Here is a 16,975-nt window from a genome sequence, read left to right as displayed (position 1 = left end):
CCCTTATTCCTTAAACAATAGGCAGGCAAGCAAACCAATATTTATGTTATTGATCACAGATTTAGCAGGATGATAAAGCAAACAGACTCGCTGTCCCTATCAAAACTGCACATTTATTAACCAGCAAATAGCAGCACGCTTACTATGTGTTTTATATTGAATAAGTTTTAGCCTTTGTTACCAACTTTAGTGTTTTTCTAACCACAAGCTTTTTCGGATCCAAGCTAAAGCTCGTTACCATTTAACAAAGTATTAACTATTACCTTGTTAGTACTAAGTGTAATGACAACGACTTCTCATGAACTTCCACATCAACAAACAGAAAAGCGCAGTGGTAGTCACTGCGCTTTTGTAATCTTTGTTAGGCGTAAATCTCACCGTTACACATCATAGGTCGTAGAAGAAATGTCTCCTCCCTTACCTGTCCAGTTAGTATGGAAAAACTCGCCACGAGGCTTATCCGTGCGCTCATAAGTGTGCGCACCGAAGTAGTCGCGCTGAGCTTGCAGCATATTGGCAGGCAAACGGGCCGTAGTGTAACCGTTAAGGAACGTCAGCGCCGATGACATACAAGGCATAGGCAGGCCTACCTCAAACGACTTGGCAACGACTTTGCGCCATGCTGGCAGACATTGCTCCAAAATAGCCTTGAAGTAAGGATCGAGACCAAGGAAGGCCAAATCCGGATTGGTTTCGAATGCATCTCGAATGTTCCCAAGGAACGCGCTGCGGATAATACAACCGCCTCGCCACATCAAGGCCACATTACCGTAGTTGAGTGACCAATCATTCTCCTCCGAAGCCTGGCGGATCAACATAAAGCCCTGTGCATAGGAGATTATTTTCGAGGCAAGCAACGCCTGGCGAAGCGCATCAACCCACTCGGACTTCTCGCCATCAACAGGCTGGATCGCGTTATCGAACAGCGCTTCCGCCTCGACACGCTGCTCTTTAAGCGATGACAGGCAGCGTGCAAATACAGAATCAGTGATCAACGTCAGTGGAATACCATGTTCAAGGGCATTGATCCCAGTCCACTTGCCGGTACCTTTCTGACCTGCCGCATCGAGAATTTTCTCCACCAGCGGTTCGCCTTCCTGATCTCGATAGCCAAGAATATCGGCTGTAATTTCAACCAGATAGCTGTCTAGTTCCGTTTTGTTCCAGTCAGTAAAGATTGACTGCATCTCATCATGCGAGATACCGAGTCCCTCTTTCATGAAGTGATAGGCTTCACAAATCAGCTGCATATCACCGTATTCAATCCCGTTGTGTACCATTTTCACGAAATGGCCGGCACCTTCACTACCAACCCAGTCACAGCAAGCCTCGCCCTTATCAGTTTTCGCGGCAATCGCCTGGAAAATCGGCTTCACATGCGGCCATGCCTCCGGATCACCACCGGGCATAATAGAAGGGCCAAAACGTGCACCTTCTTCACCACCGGATACACCAGCACCGACGAAACGGATCCCTTTTTCACTAAGTGCCGCGACACGTCGATTAGTATCCGGATAATTGGTATTACCGCCATCGATAATAATATCGCCTTCATCCAGCAGCGGAACCAAGCTGTCGATAAACTGATCAACCACTTCGCCTGCACGTACCATCAGCATCACTTTGCGCGGACTTTCGAGCTGGTCAACCAGGTTTTGCAGCGAGGTTGCCCCGACAATGTTGGTTCCTTTCGCAGCACCATTCAAAAACTCGTCAACCTTGGCCACAGTACGGTTGTAGGCGACCACCTTGAAACCATGATCATTCATATTCAGGATCAGGTTTTGGCCCATCACAGCCAAGCCAATTACACCAATATCACCTTTCATTTCTTTCTCCTTATGCCAGCTCTTTGGCGGCTGCTGAATCTAAAAACCATTCTGTCAGACCATTTTCGGCCTTGATGTTTGCCGCCGGATACGCGGATGCTTCGGTTGACTGCTCAAAAATGGCTTTAATCACCGGCGCTTTGCTCTCCCCCATCACCAAATAAGTGATTCGCTTGGCATGGGACAGCAGATGCGCGGTCTTGGATACCCTGATTTGTCTGTTTTCCGGATGAGCCGCAATGGTAGCAAGCTCGGTTGTATCGTAATTCGTCTGGCCGGGGAACAGCGATGCCGTATGTCCATCCGTCCCCATCCCGAGCAATACCCAGTCAAACGCCGGTACATCATTTTCATGGGGGATCTCCGCCTTCATTTCTTCGGCAAAGCGCACCGCTTCCAGTGCCGCAAACTCTTCACCACGGATACGGTGAATGTTTTCAGCCGGTATCGAGATATGATCGAATAACAAGGCCTTGGCATTGCCATAGTTACTCTCCTGGCTATCTGGCGAGACACAGCGCTCATCTCCCCACCAGAAATGCAAATTCTGCCACTGGACGGCATCTGCAAATGTCGGCTGTGCCAATACTTTGAACAACAGAGCCGGTGTACTGCCACCAGACAATGAGATATGTACCGGACGGTTTTGTTGACTGTACTCAACGATGGACTCGGCCAGCGAAGTCACCACCTGCTCGGGGGTATCAAAGATTGAATAGTTCATCATGGTTATAACTCGCAGTAATCAGTATTAGTCAGGTTCTTACAAGGGAAACGCCACTCTCGTTTGTCGCCAGCCAACAGGGCATCAGCTTCTTTCGGCCCCCAGGTACCTGCGGCATAACCGTACAGGTGTTTGGGATCTTCTTTGTAGTCAAGAATTGGCTGAACAAACTTCCAACATGCTTTTACTGCGTCAGTACGGGCAAATAATGTTGCATCGCCGTTCATGGAGTCTAGCAGCAACCGCTCGTACGCCGTCAGCATGTGGGTTTCCTCAAGGCTCTCGTAATGGAAGTCCATCGACACATCCTTGGCTTCGAACCCGGCTCCCGGTTTCTTGAGGCCAAAACTCATCAAAATACCTTCATCAGGCTGAATACGAATGATCAGCTTATTCGCCGGTGCATTGGCACTAAAGACCGGGTGCGGTGTTTTCTTGAAGTGAATCACTACCTCGGTTACCCGGGTTGGAAGGCGTTTGCCGGTGCGGACATAAAACGGTACGCCGCTCCAGCGCCAGTTGTCGATAAACATCTTTAACCCGACATAGGTCTCGGTGCGGGATTCAGATGCAACCCCTTGTTCGTCGCGATAACCCGGCAGATGCTCACCGCGAACATCAGATTCGGTGTACTGGCCTAAAACCAGATTCTGTTTTAAATCCTGCTCTGACAACGGCTGGAAGCTGTTCATCACCTTCACCACCTCATCACGCATCGAATCGGCATTGATAGCCGCTGGCGGCTCCATACCCACCATGGCTAATACCTGCAGCAGGTGATTCTGGAACATATCACGCACCGCACCGGCTCCGTCGTAATAGCCACCGCGCTCTTCAACACCAAGAAATTCTGCGGCAGTAATTTCGACATAATCGATAAAGTTACGGTTCCATAGCGGCTCAAACATGCCGTTGGCAAAGCGGAAAACCAACAGATTCTGCACGGTTTCCTTACCCAGGTAATGGTCGATTCGATATATCTGGTGCTCCTGAAAATAGCGATGGAGCTGCTGGTCCAAGGCCTGTGCCGAAGCCAAATCATAACCAAAAGGTTTCTCGACAATCAGACGCTTCCAGCCGTTCGATTCATCATTAAGACCGTATGCCGCCAAGTTTTCAGGGATCACACTGTACAGACTAGGCGGTGTAGCAAGGTAAAAGGTGGTGTTGCCATTGGTATGGCACTGTTCGTCAACCCTATCCAGGCGTTCTTTCAGCAACGCGTAATCTTCAACTGCTGCCGTATTGAGAGCCTGATAATGCAAATGCTGGCAAAATGCCTCAAGCGTCTGTTCGTCCACTTCCTCCGTGGTCATCAGTGTTTGCTTGAGCTTTTCTCTGAATGCCAGATCGGAGAACGCCGTGCGGCTAACACCTAAAATGGCAAACTCTTCAGGTAACTGCCCATTGGCATAGAGATGATAGAACGCAGGGATCAATTTCCTGTGGGTCAGATCGCCTGACGCACCAAAAATGACAATACAATTATTTTCTGGCTTATCCATAGAGTTTTTCCATTCAGAACAACAAGATCTGCAAGACAATGTCTTGATAGACCGGATGTTAGCACTACGAAAAAGAAGGGAAATTCGGTTTTACCTATTACAGTAATAGGTAAAACCTTGTTGTGAGGAAAGTTTAGACGAAAGGGCCAAATGGCTACTGAACATATACCATACAGGTAAACCGGTTAACTATTTAGACTGATGACAAGTTCACTAGCTCTCGGGTGTAGGCATGTTGTGGTTCATTAAAGACTTGCGCCGTGTCACCCTGCTCAACGACTTGGCCATTCTTAAGCACCAAGGTGTAGTGGCAAAGTGACTTCACAACATGGAGATCATGACTGATAAACAGATAGCTCAACCCGTACTTTTGCTGGAGGGATTTTAGCAAGCTCAACACCTGAAACTGCACGGTCCTGTCGAGCGATGATGTCGGCTCATCGAGCAAAATAAACTCCGGCTTCAATACCAGGGCACGGGCAATCGCGATACGTTGCCGCTGTCCGCCGGAAAACTCATTGGGGTAGCGGTGACGGGTGTCCGGGTCCAACTCCACTTCCCGCATTGCTTCGCAAATCACCTCGTCCTCTTCTTTCGGGGTCAGCGACTTGTGGATTTTTAACCCTTCACCAATGATCTGCGCGACCGACATACGCGGGTTGAGCGCCGAAAACGGATCTTGGAACACCACCTGCAATTTACTGCGGTAAGGCAGCATCTGCTTACGACTAAGCGCCGAAATATCTACCCCGTCGAAGCGAATTTGTCCTTCACTATTGAGCAGTTTCAGCACCGCCATCCCGGTTGTCGATTTGCCGGAGCCACTTTCACCCACCAAACCGACACTGTGGCCTTTTCGCAGAATAAAGCTGACATCGGTAACGGCTTTAATATGATCCTTCACTCTTTTCAAAATGCCGCCGGTGATCGGAAACCACACCCGCAAATCATTCACATCGAACAAAGGCTCGGCGCTGGCTGAAACAGGAACCGGGCTGCCGCTCGGATCAGAGTTGATCAGCTTAATCGTATAGGGATCGGACGGGGTATTGAATATCACATCACGGGTATCTGTCTCTACCAGAGTGCCAAGCTGCATAACTGCCACCCGATCTGCAATACGGCGGACGATACTCAAGTCATGGGTAATAAACAGCATCGCCATACCCATCTCCTGCTGGAGATCTTTGAGCAACTCCAGTATCTGCGCCTGCACCGACACATCAAGCGCTGTTGTCGGCTCATCGGCAATTAAGAGTTCAGGTTCGTTTATCAGGGCCATTGCTATCATTACCCGCTGACGTTCGCCACCCGATAATTCGTGCGGATAGGCCGTAAGACGTTTTTCGGCATTACGAATACCGACCTTCTTTAGCCAACTCAATGCACGCTTTTCAGCATCTCTCTGCCTTATTCCCCGGTGGATAGCCAAGGTTTCACATAGCTGGCGACCAATTTTGTGCAACGGATTAAGCGACATCATCGGTTCCTGAAATATCATTCCGATCCGATCACCTCGCATTCGACGCATCTCGCGCTCGCTGCACGCCATCATATCTGTCCCGTCATAGATAACCTGACCGCCGATATAACGGGTAGAGGACTTTGGCAACAGGCGTAGTATCGCATTGGCCGTCACCGACTTACCCGAACCACTTTCACCCACCAGCGCCAACGTCTCTCCACGGCGAATAGAAAGACTAACATCGTGCGTGACCTGATTGACACTGTCACCGCTCTGAAAGCCAACCGATAAGTTTTCAATTGTGAGTATTGGTTTTGCCATGACTTATCTCTGATGATGGGGATCAAATGCATCCCGGACAGCTTCACCGACAAACACCAGCAGGCTTAGCATAATTGACAGTACAACAAAGGCAGACAACCCAAGCCAGGGAGCCTGCAAATTCGTTTTACCCTGCGCCAGCAACTCGCCTAATGACGGCGATCCTGCGGGCAGACCAAAGCCAAGAAAATCCAGCGAGGTTAAGGTTGTCACTGAGCCGCTGAGAATAAACGGCATCATGGTGAGCGAGGCCACCATGGCGTTTGGCAACATATGACGCAGCATAATACGTCCGTCTCCGACACCCAGTGCCTGGGCGGCACGGACATAATCGAAGTTCCGGCAACGGAGGAACTCTGCCCGCACCACACCGACAAGCCCCATCCAGCTAAACAGAACCATGATCCCGAGTAACCACCAGAAGTTCGGCTCAACGAAACTTGAGAGAATGATCAACAGGAACAGTGTCGGCATTCCCGACCACACTTCGATGAAACGCTGACCGAACAAATCGACCCAACCACCGTAATAGCCCTGACACGCTCCCACTATCACCCCGATGATGGTCGAGATAACAGTAAGGGCAAACCCGAATAACACGGAGATCCGGAAACCATAAATGATCCGTGCCAGTACGTCCCGTCCTTTATCATCCGTGCCCAGCCAGTTGACACTATCCGGCGGAGACGGTGCCGGGCCGGTCAAATCATAATTAATGGTATCGTAGCTAAAACGGATGAGCGGCCAAATCATAAAGCCATCAGCCTCAATCAACTCAACCACATAGGGGTCGGTATAATCGGCTTCAGACTCGAACTCTCCGCCAAACTCGGTTTCTGTATATTGCTCGATGATCGGAAAATACCAATTGGCATCAAAGCGGATCAACAGCGGCTTGTCATTGGCAACCACTTCGGCAAACAAACTGATAAAAAACAGCAAAGCAAAGGTCCATAGCGACCAGTAACCGCGTTTATGGGCACGGAATCTCGCCAGTCTCTCCTTTGTTAACGGATTCATTTTCACTAGCGCGCCTCAAAATCAATGCGTGGATCAACGAAGGTGTACGTCAAATCCGAAATGATGTTCAATAAAAGTCCCAGCAGGGTCATGATATATAAAGAACTGAATACCACCGGATAATCACGCTGAATGGTCGACTCAAACCCCAATAGCCCAATACCTTCCAGCGAAAACATCACCTCAATCAGCATCGCGCCGGTAAAGAAAATACTGATAAATGCCGCGGGGAACCCGGCTATGATGATCAACATGGCATTACGGAATACATGACGGTAGAGAATGCTGCGCTCGTCGAGCCCCTTGGCTCGGGCCGTCACCACATACTGCTTGTTAATTTCATCGAGGAAAGAGTTTTTAGTCAGCATCGACAAGGTAGCAAACCCACCGATCACCATCGCCAGAATAGGCAAGGTCAAATGCCAGAAATAATCGATGATCTGCTGATACCACGCCAGTTGGTCAAAGTCGGATGACACTAAGCCACGCAACGGGAACCAGCTGAAATAGTTGCCACTGGCAAAGAAGATTATCAGCAAGATAGCAAACAAAAAACCCGGAATGGCATAACCAACAATGACGACAGCACTACTCCAGACATCAAACCGCGAGCCATGATTAATAGCCTTGGCGATCCCCAGCGGAATAGAGACGAAATAGATGATCAGGGTGCTCCATAACCCCAGGGAAATAGATACCGGCAGGCGATCGATGATCAGATCAATCACATTGCCCCCTTTAAACAGGCTCTCGCCAAAGTTAAAAGTGGCATAGTTCTTCAGCATATCGAAGTAGCGTTCATGCAGAGGCTTATCAAAGCCAAACTGCACCTTGATGGCTTCGACCACTTCGGGATCCAGCCCGCGCGAACCACGATAGCCAGAACCGTTGTCTCCCGGCTCTACGGCCTGAACCTCCTGGCCACCCCCGGTGAAACGTTCCATGATGCCGGACGAATGCCCTTCAAGCTGGGCGACCGCCTGCTCGACAGGTCCGCCCGGCGCAATCTGAATGACAAAAAAGTTAATGGTTATAATCGCCCATAAGGTCGGAATAACCAGTAACAAACGACGAATTATATAAGCAGTCATCTTCCCTATGCCTTCTTAATACTTCCTAAGGCGAACAACGTATCGCAGCTTTGTGCACTGCATCATTTGCACTCCGGCCAATCATTAGCGGCGTTTTTCCGGCAGCTTGGCGGCCTTCACCGGATCAATCCACCAAGTATCCTTGCCCAGCGCATACTTGGGCCTTACCGACGGACGGGAGAACTTATCCCAGCTGGCAACACGGAACTGACTGATATGCCATTGCGGGATCACGAAGAAATTCCACTGCAACACCCTGTCTAGCGCTCGCCCGTAACTGAGTAAAGCTTCCGGATCTTGCTGATTCTCTGCAATCTTCTCTGTCAGATAATCAATTGCGGGGTCTTTGACACCTGCCGTATTGTAGGTACTGTCGATAAAATTGCTATTCCAGGCTATCAGCAAATTAGGATTCGGATAGGGGTTGGCACCGTAGCCATGTGACACCATGTCAAAGTCACGATCACGCAGTCGCTTGATGTACTGGGTAGTATCGACGGTGCGGATCTTCATATCGATCCCCATCAATTTGAGGTTCCTCTGCACCGGGATTGCCAAGCGCTCGGTAGTCGGGCTATAGATCAACAACTCAAAAGCAAACGGCTCGCCTGTTTCGACATTGCTCATCACCTTGTTCTTCAGTACCCAGCCAGATTGCTTCAACAAGCCAAGAGCCTTGCGCATCTGGCTCCGAATCCGTCCCGAGCCGTCAGTCACCGGCGGTTGATAGGCTTCGGTAAACACCCGCGGCGGCACTTTATCTTTCACAGGTTCAAGCACCTTGAGCTCATCGGCAGTCGGCAGGCCGCTTGCTTCATACTCGGTATTCTGGAAATAACTGCGGGTGCGCTTGTACTGGTTGTAGAACAGGCTTTTGTTCATCCACTCAAAGTCCATTGCATAGGTCAGTGCCTCGCGGACTCTGGCGTCCTGAAAATATGGACTTTCCGTATTGAAGACAAAAGCCTGCATCGATTGCGGGATCTGGTGGGGGATTTCCTCCTTGAGGATATAGCCCTGATCAAAGTTAGGCCCCTGATACATGGTGGCCCAGAACTTGGCAACATTTTCTTCCCGGATGTCGTATTCACCCGCCTTGAAGGCTTCGAGGGTTACGGTTTCATCACGATAGTAGTCGTACTTGATGGTTTCAAAATTATGACGACCGATATTTACCGGCAAATCCTTGGCCCAGTAGTCATCAACCAGCGAATAAGTCACGCTCTGGCCTGATTTATAGCTGGCAACCTTATAGGCACTACTGCCGAGAGGCGGCGTGCTCAGGGGCTCACTCAGGTTCTTGTCTTTCCAATAATGCTCGGGGAGCACGACCATTCCCTGTACCAGCGAGAATAGAATTTCACGATTGGGTTTGATCATGTCGATACGGGCAGTGAGTTTGGACTTGGCCGTTACCGACTTAACGTCCTTATAATATACCTTGTATTGTGCTACCCCTTCTTTGAGGAATTTTTCAAAGGTAAAAGCAACGTCTTCAGCCGTTATCGAGTGGCCATCGTGAAAGCGGGCCTTGGGGTTGATGTCCACTTCCATCCAGGTGAAGTCATCGGCATAACGTACTTTTTCTGCAATAAGCGGGTAGTGGCTGTCGATTTCATCTGTAGAGGAAACAAACAAGGTATCATAGATAGCATCCGCACCGGCTGCAGATACTCCCCGACTGGCATAACGATTAAAACTATCAAACGTACCTACCTGGGCGTAGGTAACCTGCCCTCCTTTAGGAGCTTCGGGATTCACATAGTCGAAATGAGTAAAGTTACTGGGGTATTTCGCACTGCCGAAACCAACCAGATTGGTCGACTCTATTACCTCGGCAGCATAAACATCGACGGCATGGATCGCTCCGGTAGCGAACAACATTGCCCCGAATAATGGTATCTTTTTCAACATTAGCGTCTCCCTGCTTACCTCGAACGTCCTGCTTGAGGGTAAAAAAGTTCAAATTATCATTATTCTACGATAGGACAGTAATCACTATTCGACAATGTCGCAAGCACGGTTGCTACATAATCTGATCGACGCATATAACGTTGTAGTTAGATTGAACAAAGGTTGTACACAGGTATGGTCTTTGACTTGCGGGCGGCCCGGTTAGCCGTTAACATCCCCTCCCTCTCCGCAGATGCGGACTACGTTATACAGGATTCAGGTTATGTCTAAATTTTTCTATAAAGGCCGCATCGAGAAAAAACCTAAGCACGAGAGCTTCGGTTACAACACCAAACGTGCAGCCAAACTAGGAACCGAAACCAACCCGCTACCGCTTATCGTTAACAGTGAAGAGCGCAAAACAGAGGTTGAAGCTATCCTTGCCGAAAATCAGCTATTTGCAACAATTACGGTCAGTGTAGAAGAAAAAGAAAATCTAGTTGAACTAGAAACAATCCTGAACAAGCCAAAAACGACCGTTTTCGAGAAAACGCCCAACCGTAATGACCCTTGCTCATGTGGTAGCGGCAAGAAGTTCAAAAAGTGCTGCGGCTAAACTCTGCTTATAGGCAACAGTCCCGCCATTAATGGGGCTGTTACCTCAACCCATCTCCCCGTAAGCTAGCCGCATTTCTTTTGTTCCTGCAATTTTGCAGAAAAATCCGTATAATCCCGCCTCGATTTTAATTTTGAAGATGTATGCGATATGAGCAAAGGTTACTCCTGTGTCGGGCTATTCAACCCCAAAACCCCTGAAAATGTTGGTTCAGTAATGCGCGCAGCTGGTTGCTATGGCGTGAACTCGGTGTTTTATACAGGGACACGTTATGACCTTGCCAAAAAGTTTTGTACTGACACCAAAAACGTCTATCAGGATATCCCGCTGATCGGGGTTCAGGACCTGAAAGATATCATCCCGCATGATTGTGTTCCTGTTGCTGTCGATTTGATTGAAGGGGCCAAGCCTCTGCCGGACTACAAGCATCCTAAACGGGCTTTCTATATCTTTGGGCCGGAAGACAATACGCTGAAAAAAGAGATCACTGATTTTTGTCGCGAAACAATTTACGTTCCGACCAAGGGCTGCATGAACCTGGCTGCTGCCGTGAACGTTATCCTTTATGATCGCATGGCAAAGGGCGATAATTTCTCTAACCACAAATAAATAGCCCACTATATATACAGCAATTAATAGACAGCCAACGGAATAACCAAGCCCTCTTGGTTATTCCACACAGATAAAGTCAGTGCTCAAGCGGCACTTCCCAGGCCTGCCTGACTATTTCCTTGGCGTTATGATTGATTAAATCACCATGAGAAATAATCACCCGCTCAAAATCCCAGTTCAGTATCTGCAATAAAGACTGCCTTGCTGCAACTTTATCCTTCCAGCCTAACTGATACTCGGGTGCCGGCTTGGGGTGATTCCACATTCGAAAAACCAGCTTCCACCAAAACTTCATTCCCCAGCCAACCCCTTTTGTTTTATCGCCAATGTTTTCGACAAGATCGACCAGAATAAGTGTTCGACTCGGCTTGTGGAAAAAAGCCACCTCCCACATATATTTAGCCCCGCGCACCAATACCTGGTCAAAATCATCAACCCAACAGTCAGGGACCTTGTCGCACAGGAACTCACTGAATTGCAAATCCGGCACTTTCTGTTCAACACCCGGACAAATCATGGTTTGCGCTAGCGGGTAAGTATCCTGTGCGGAAACAATATGCTGGTAATGATACGAGCCTGGAGCAACGATATACGCAACCTCTCCCAACTGATCAAGCTGCGCTTTCAATGCCGGACTGATATGGCAAGGCGAATGCAGCAGCAGCCGATCGTCGATAAGGCGAATTACGGTCATCCGTGAGAAGAAATCTAAACCGGCATAATGTACCGGATAGTCATTTGTCCATATCCTATCTCGGGTATGTTCAGTCAATAGCATGCTCATATCACTTCTCCGGTTTATTCAGGAAAAGTCTAGCACTTACAATTTTGTCAAACTCAACCTGTCTTTCATACTGGCAAGGCAGCCATGACTAGGCCATTAACTATCTTCCATCAGCACCTGAAAATATGGGAACACAACTGGTACACGAGGCCTAACCGAACTAGACTTAATCCGATTCAACTATGGGTCACAACACCAGACTCAAACTACACGGAGAATTATCACAAAGCGTTCGGTAAACAACCTGCAACGTCTACCACAAAGATAAGCAACCTGTATATGGGTCATTTCCCAGAAGATTATCTTATCTCATTGGTAACCTTGTGGTTTTATTGAGCGTTTGAGCTGGAAATATAGAAAAGACGGAGCAAAAACAAGCAAATGTTCATTTTATAGTGCATGGGCTCTGTAATCTTTGTTTGAATCAGTGATATACTCCCCCACCGAATAGTGACAGTAATTGTTTATAGAGAAAAACAATGGCAGATTTATCTAAATACAGAAACATTGGTATTTTCGCGCACGTTGATGCGGGTAAAACCACCACTACTGAGCGTATCCTTAAGCTTACTGGTCAAATCCACAAGACTGGTGAAGTACACGACGGCGAATCAACTACTGACTTCATGGAGCAGGAAGCTGAGCGTGGTATTACAATCCAGTCTGCAGCAGTTAGCTGTTTCTGGAACAACCACCGTCTAAACGTTATCGATACTCCTGGACACGTTGACTTCACAGTTGAAGTTTACCGTTCACTTAAAGTACTTGATGGTGGTATCGGTGTATTCTGTGGTTCTGGTGGTGTTGAGCCTCAGTCAGAAACTAACTGGCGTTACGCAAACGAATCAGAAGTTGCTCGTCTGATCTTCGTTAACAAACTAGACCGTATGGGTGCAGATTTCTTCAACGTTGTTGACCAGGTTAAGAACGTTCTAGGTGCTAACCCACTAGTTATGACTCTACCAATCGGTCGCGAAGATGACTTCGTTGGTGTTGTTGACGTACTAAACCGTCAAGCTTACGTTTGGGATGACACAGGTCTTCCAGAAAACTACGAAATCAAAGAAATCCCAGCGGATATGGTTGATGACGTAGAAACTTACCGTGAAGAGCTTGTTGAAACTGCTGTTGAGCAGGACGACGACCTAATGGAAGCTTACATGGAAGGTGAAGAGCCTTCTATCGAAGACCTTAAGCGTTGTATCCGTAAAGGTACTCGTGACCTAGCGTTCTTCCCAACTTTCTGTGGTTCTGCATTCAAAAACAAAGGTATGCAGCTAATTCTTGACGCAGTTGTTGATTACCTACCAGCTCCGACTGAAGTTGATCCTCAGCCGCTAACAGATCCAGAAACTGGTGAGCCAACGGGTGAAGTAGCACTAGTTGACGAAAAAGAGCCTCTACGTGCTCTTGCGTTCAAAATTATGGACGACCGTTTCGGTGCCCTAACATTCATCCGCATCTACTCAGGTGTGATGAACAAAGGTGACACAATCCTTAACAGCGCAACTGGTAAGACTGAGCGTATCGGCCGTATGGTTGAAATGCAGGCTGACGAGCGTAACGAACTAACTTCTGCACAAGCTGGTGACATCATCGCTGTTGTAGGTATGAAGAACGTTCAGACTGGTCACACTCTATGTGATGTTAAGCACGAGTGTACTCTTGAGCCAATGATCTTCCCTGAGCCAGTAATCTCAATCGCAGTTGCTCCTAAGGACAAAGGCGGTTCTGAGAAGATGGGTATCGCTATCGGTAAGATGGTTGCAGAAGATCCATCATTCCAGGTTGAGACTGACGAAGATTCAGGTGAAACTATCCTGAAAGGTATGGGTGAACTTCACCTAGACATCAAAGTTGACATCCTTAAGCGTACTTACGGCGTTGACCTAATCGTTGGTCAGCCACAGGTTGCTTACCGTGAAACTATCACTCAGCCTGTTGAAGATAGCTACACGCACAAGAAGCAGTCTGGTGGTTCTGGTCAGTTCGGTAAGATCGACTACCGTATCAAGCCAGGTGAGCCAAACTCAGGCTTCACGTTCTCTTCAACTGTTGTTGGTGGTAACGTACCTAAAGAATTCTGGCCTGCAATCGAGAAAGGTTTTGCTGGCATGATGGACACTGGTGTTCTAGCTGGTTTCCCTGTTCTTGACGTTGAAGTTGAACTATTCGACGGTGGCTTCCACGCAGTCGATTCATCTGCAGTAGCATTCGAAATCGCAGCGAAAGGTGCATTCCGTCAGTCTATGCCTAAAGCAGGTGCACAGCTTCTTGAGCCAGTGATGCACGTAGACGTGTTCACTCCAGAAGATCACGTTGGTGATGTTATCGGTGACCTTAACCGTCGTCGTGGTATGATCAAAGATCAGATGGCTGGTACTACCGGTGTTCGTATTAAAGCAGACGTTCCTCTATCAGAAATGTTCGGCTACATCGGTACTCTACGTACAATGACTTCTGGTCGTGGTCAGTTCTCTATGGAGTTCTCACACTACGCACCATGTCCTGCGAACGTTGCTGAAGCAGTAATCGCAGAGCAGAAAGAAAAAGACGCTAAGAAGTAATTTTTAAATTACTTTAAGCTATCGATAACCCCAGTTGCCTCGGTAACTGGGGTTATTTTTTATCTGTGCGTAAAGAAAAAACATAGAGGAAATGAACACAAGAACAATATCAATGATGTCTTTGGTGTGACGTCTTAATTACTCTCGCTGCACTCAGTGAGATAACGCATGATGCCGTATTGCTGCAGCCATCTAAGCTGCTCAGGACGCTTTACCAGAAACCTGCCGCTGTAATTGAGCGCATTAGCAAACACCCCTTCTATATTATTGATTATCCTCGGCAATATCAGCATCCAGCGCTCTGTCAGTAAGATATTGTAAGGGCTGCACTTCCCTTCATCATCAATCAGCGACAACACCTTCAATGCATCCAGATAATACTGATACAACTCTTCGGCACTCGGCCTTGTGAGTAGAAAAAGGCAATGCCTGAAAGGCAGAGAGCCTGACTCTATGAGCGGTTCGAGCGGTATATCGGCTTTTACCACCTGCATATGCCGATGCGGCTGGCTGGCCCCGGCAAGCGGGCCGCTATTATAAAAACCCAATACATCCCTAGCATCAAATCCCAGCAACCAGGCTTTAAAATCTGCCAGACATAGCTGAGATATTTGGGGAATAAATGTCTTGGAGCAAATTAGCAAATGAGGTGATAAGACAGGAAACTTATTGAGCAGACACACATGATGCTCTCCGGCTTCTCCGACATACATAGACGGCTCATAGGGCAGAAACGGGTTCGCTTGCGGTGCTTTCGCTATCGGCTTTTTACTGGCATTGGGCGTAACTACATAACCGAGGTAATCGACTCCCTGCTCCGTGATCACTTCAGCTTCTGTTGTTATTGGCATCAAGAGGCTATCAGCGAGTGCTTGCTGGGTCACTTGCTCAGCGACATTCCAAAACATTGACTCTCCTTATCTGAAAACGAAACAGATATAAAAGGCTACATCAAACTGCCTATTTTTCAACCGTATGTATTGCTTAGTTTACACTTCAAATCAGATGTCGGTAGCCCCGAATCCTGTGCTTCTATAGCAGCACGCAATAAAAGTTTGTATGATCAACTTGTTGAATGAGAACAGCTTCCCACCCTATTCCCAAGTTCTACTCCAAAGGGAAGCTGGATAAATCTTTGTTCGGTCACTCAAAGTTTATCAGCTCGGCGCATGTTCGTTCGGTCAAACAAGCATGCTCTCTTCATATTCAACAACTATCTCTGAAAATAAAAAGGCGTTTACCGTCAGGTAAACGCCCTTTTTCTGTACTCAAAAAATGCTAGTCAATGAAGAGCTTAGATTAGTTCAGCAGCCAACAAGAAACAGCCAAACAAAAAGCTCATCCCCAATGCAAGCTGACCACCGCCAGCCTGGTAATACTCGACTGCGTCTTCCTGAACACTTTGCAGCCTACGCACTTTGATAGTCATCGCCATCGGCACAAAAATCGCTAGGAAAACCAGAATAATGCCGGCATATCCCAGTACTGCCAGGAACTGGTCAGCAGCCCAGAGCGCCCCCATCAGAGGCAAGATGAATGTCAGCACATAAGTGACCGCCCTGTTCTGTTTAAAGGCATCAGCATTTTGATCAAATAGCGCCATAGCCACACCCAGAAACGACGTCAGTAGCGCAAGACCAGTAAAGACCGATAGCACCAGCTTGATCATGTTATGCTCAGCGCCCAGTGTCGCAATAAGCTCAGAAACATTTGCAAAAGACGTCATCTGTTCAGCTGACAAGTTACCCATCGCAGCGTACAGCCAGAACAGGTAACTAACCAGCGGTATGCAGGAGCCTCCGATAATCATGTTACGTAGCTGTTTGTGCGTGGCATCTTCGTTGTAAGTCACCAGAGACGGGATAACCACAACGAAACCAAAGCTGGTAAACAGCACCGAACTTGTTTTAATCAGATCAATCTTGCTATCACTGGAGGCTTCCAGAAGGTTTTCAACAGAAATAGTCGGTACCAGTGATACCAATGTCAAACCCAGCATTACCACCATAATGGCAAACAGCACCCGGTTAAGCTTATCTACCGCCGCAGTACCGGCTGCAACAACGATACCGGCAATTAGCGCAAAGGCGATTTGACACTGCATCATCGTCAGCTCAGCGCCCAGACTGCTCATCATTTTCTTAACCAGATCACCGGCACCAATGATGTAAGCCATCAACAGACAAACCAGCAAAGCATATAGAAGGCCGTTTGTAACTACCTGGCCACCCTTGCCCAGCGTTTTGCGGGCAATGGTATTCATTCCCAAACCACCACCGGCTTTAATACTGGCTTCTAAAAGCAGTAAGGCCGCATAAGTCGTTCCAGACCAGATGAAGAGCATCATCAAGGTGCCCCATAACAGTCCGAATTGTGCCAATACCATCGGAATTGCCAGCATTCCCGCACCCAGCGCCGTACCAGCTACGATCAGCGCACTACCCAATAACTTCAAGTTCACAACAATTATCTCTGAAAAATAGATCGACTCTGCCTGAGGATGTCCCTTAAGCAGTACTGATATGCTGTCTGTTTGACGATCTCACGG

The 16,975-nt window shown here is 48.0% G+C and carries 13 protein-coding genes; 3 read left to right on the top strand and 10 right to left on the bottom strand.

What is annotated here, in order from left to right; genetic code table 11:
• Window positions 1-380: 380 nt before the first annotated feature.
• The 7 genes from gnd to BIT28_RS09845 form a co-directional block, all read right to left on the bottom strand.
• Entirely contained in the window at window positions 381-1,829 is a 1,449-nt protein-coding gene (gene gnd, locus BIT28_RS09875; RefSeq protein ID WP_075763393.1) for a decarboxylating NADP(+)-dependent phosphogluconate dehydrogenase, read from the bottom strand.
• 10 nt (window positions 1,830-1,839) lie between these two features.
• Entirely contained in the window at window positions 1,840-2,556 is a 717-nt protein-coding gene (gene pgl, locus BIT28_RS09870) for a 6-phosphogluconolactonase (protein WP_075763392.1), read from the bottom strand.
• Window positions 2,557-2,558: 2 nt separating this feature from the next.
• Window positions 2,559-4,058 (bottom strand): glucose-6-phosphate dehydrogenase, encoded by a 1,500-nt coding sequence (zwf, locus tag BIT28_RS09865; RefSeq protein ID WP_075763391.1) that lies wholly within the window; start codon window positions 4,056-4,058, stop codon window positions 2,559-2,561.
• 193 nt (window positions 4,059-4,251) lie between these two features.
• Window positions 4,252-5,844: an ABC transporter ATP-binding protein gene (locus BIT28_RS09860; RefSeq protein ID WP_075763390.1), complete on the bottom strand. Its 1,593-nt coding sequence runs from the start codon at window positions 5,842-5,844 to the stop codon at window positions 4,252-4,254.
• Between the two features lie 3 nt (window positions 5,845-5,847).
• The gene (locus BIT28_RS09855) at window positions 5,848-6,864 is read right to left on the bottom strand and encodes an ABC transporter permease (protein ID WP_075763470.1); all 1,017 of its coding nucleotides are present in this window, start codon (window positions 6,862-6,864) and stop codon (window positions 5,848-5,850) included.
• Between the two features lie 5 nt (window positions 6,865-6,869).
• Window positions 6,870-7,955 carry a microcin C ABC transporter permease YejB gene (locus BIT28_RS09850; RefSeq protein WP_075763389.1) on the bottom strand — a complete coding sequence of 362 codons (1,086 nt, stop codon included), beginning with the start codon at window positions 7,953-7,955 and terminating at the stop codon, window positions 6,870-6,872.
• Between the two features lie 84 nt (window positions 7,956-8,039).
• Window positions 8,040-9,839, bottom strand: coding sequence for an extracellular solute-binding protein (locus tag BIT28_RS09845; protein WP_245823678.1), 1,800 nt, complete (start codon window positions 9,837-9,839; stop codon window positions 8,040-8,042).
• 292 nt (window positions 9,840-10,131) lie between these two features.
• On the opposite strand from BIT28_RS09845, the gene BIT28_RS09840 reads away from it, so the two are divergent.
• Window positions 10,132-10,464, top strand: a complete 333-nt coding sequence (locus BIT28_RS09840; protein WP_075763387.1) for a PBPRA1643 family SWIM/SEC-C metal-binding motif protein — start codon at window positions 10,132-10,134, stop codon at window positions 10,462-10,464.
• A 150-nt stretch (window positions 10,465-10,614) separates the two neighbouring features.
• Window positions 10,615-11,073 carry an RNA methyltransferase gene (locus BIT28_RS09835; RefSeq protein ID WP_075763386.1) on the top strand — a complete coding sequence of 153 codons (459 nt, stop codon included), beginning with the start codon at window positions 10,615-10,617 and terminating at the stop codon, window positions 11,071-11,073.
• Window positions 11,074-11,152: 79 nt separating this feature from the next.
• Here BIT28_RS09835 and BIT28_RS09830 read toward each other — a convergent pair whose 3' ends face one another.
• Window positions 11,153-11,860, bottom strand: coding sequence for a DUF4336 domain-containing protein (locus BIT28_RS09830; protein ID WP_217696623.1), 708 nt, complete (start codon window positions 11,858-11,860; stop codon window positions 11,153-11,155).
• Between the two features lie 479 nt (window positions 11,861-12,339).
• Between BIT28_RS09830 and fusA the strand changes: the two genes are divergently transcribed.
• Window positions 12,340-14,427: an elongation factor G gene (gene fusA / locus BIT28_RS09825; RefSeq protein ID WP_075763385.1), complete on the top strand. Its 2,088-nt coding sequence runs from the start codon at window positions 12,340-12,342 to the stop codon at window positions 14,425-14,427.
• A gap of 134 nt (window positions 14,428-14,561) precedes the next feature.
• Here fusA and BIT28_RS09820 read toward each other — a convergent pair whose 3' ends face one another.
• Together BIT28_RS09820 and BIT28_RS09815 are read right to left on the bottom strand one after the other, a co-directional pair.
• A complete protein-coding gene (locus BIT28_RS09820; protein ID WP_075763384.1) occupies window positions 14,562-15,335 on the bottom strand; it encodes a DUF4922 domain-containing protein in 774 nt (257 codons plus the stop codon).
• A 386-nt stretch (window positions 15,336-15,721) separates the two neighbouring features.
• Window positions 15,722-16,888 carry an amino acid permease gene (locus BIT28_RS09815; protein ID WP_075763383.1) on the bottom strand — a complete coding sequence of 389 codons (1,167 nt, stop codon included), beginning with the start codon at window positions 16,886-16,888 and terminating at the stop codon, window positions 15,722-15,724.
• Window positions 16,889-16,975 lie beyond the last annotated feature (87 nt).

Source organism: Photobacterium proteolyticum, assembly GCF_001939735.1.
Lineage (GTDB): Bacteria > Pseudomonadota > Gammaproteobacteria > Enterobacterales > Vibrionaceae > Photobacterium > Photobacterium proteolyticum.
Note: the sequence above shows the minus strand (reverse complement) of the source record. Positions and strands in the feature narration are given on the sequence as shown.

Coding starts and splice junctions, on each gene's coding strand:
- gnd (WP_075763393.1), bottom strand. CDS start 1,829: ATGAAAGGTGATATTGGTGTAATTGGCTTGGCTGTGATGGGCCAAAAC.
- pgl (WP_075763392.1), bottom strand. CDS start 2,556: ATGATGAACTATTCAATCTTTGATACCCCCGAGCAGGTGGTGACTTCG.
- zwf (WP_075763391.1), bottom strand. CDS start 4,058: ATGGATAAGCCAGAAAATAATTGTATTGTCATTTTTGGTGCGTCAGGC.
- BIT28_RS09860 (WP_075763390.1), bottom strand. CDS start 5,844: ATGGCAAAACCAATACTCACAATTGAAAACTTATCGGTTGGCTTTCAG.
- BIT28_RS09855 (WP_075763470.1), bottom strand. CDS start 6,864: ATGAATCCGTTAACAAAGGAGAGACTGGCGAGATTCCGTGCCCATAAA.
- BIT28_RS09850 (WP_075763389.1), bottom strand. CDS start 7,955: ATGACTGCTTATATAATTCGTCGTTTGTTACTGGTTATTCCGACCTTA.
- BIT28_RS09845 (WP_245823678.1), bottom strand. CDS start 9,839: ATGTTGTTCGCTACCGGAGCGATCCATGCCGTCGATGTTTATGCTGCC.
- BIT28_RS09840 (WP_075763387.1), top strand. CDS start 10,132: ATGTCTAAATTTTTCTATAAAGGCCGCATCGAGAAAAAACCTAAGCAC.
- BIT28_RS09835 (WP_075763386.1), top strand. CDS start 10,615: ATGAGCAAAGGTTACTCCTGTGTCGGGCTATTCAACCCCAAAACCCCT.
- BIT28_RS09830 (WP_217696623.1), bottom strand. CDS start 11,860: ATGAGCATGCTATTGACTGAACATACCCGAGATAGGATATGGACAAAT.
- fusA (WP_075763385.1), top strand. CDS start 12,340: ATGGCAGATTTATCTAAATACAGAAACATTGGTATTTTCGCGCACGTT.
- BIT28_RS09820 (WP_075763384.1), bottom strand. CDS start 15,335: ATGTTTTGGAATGTCGCTGAGCAAGTGACCCAGCAAGCACTCGCTGAT.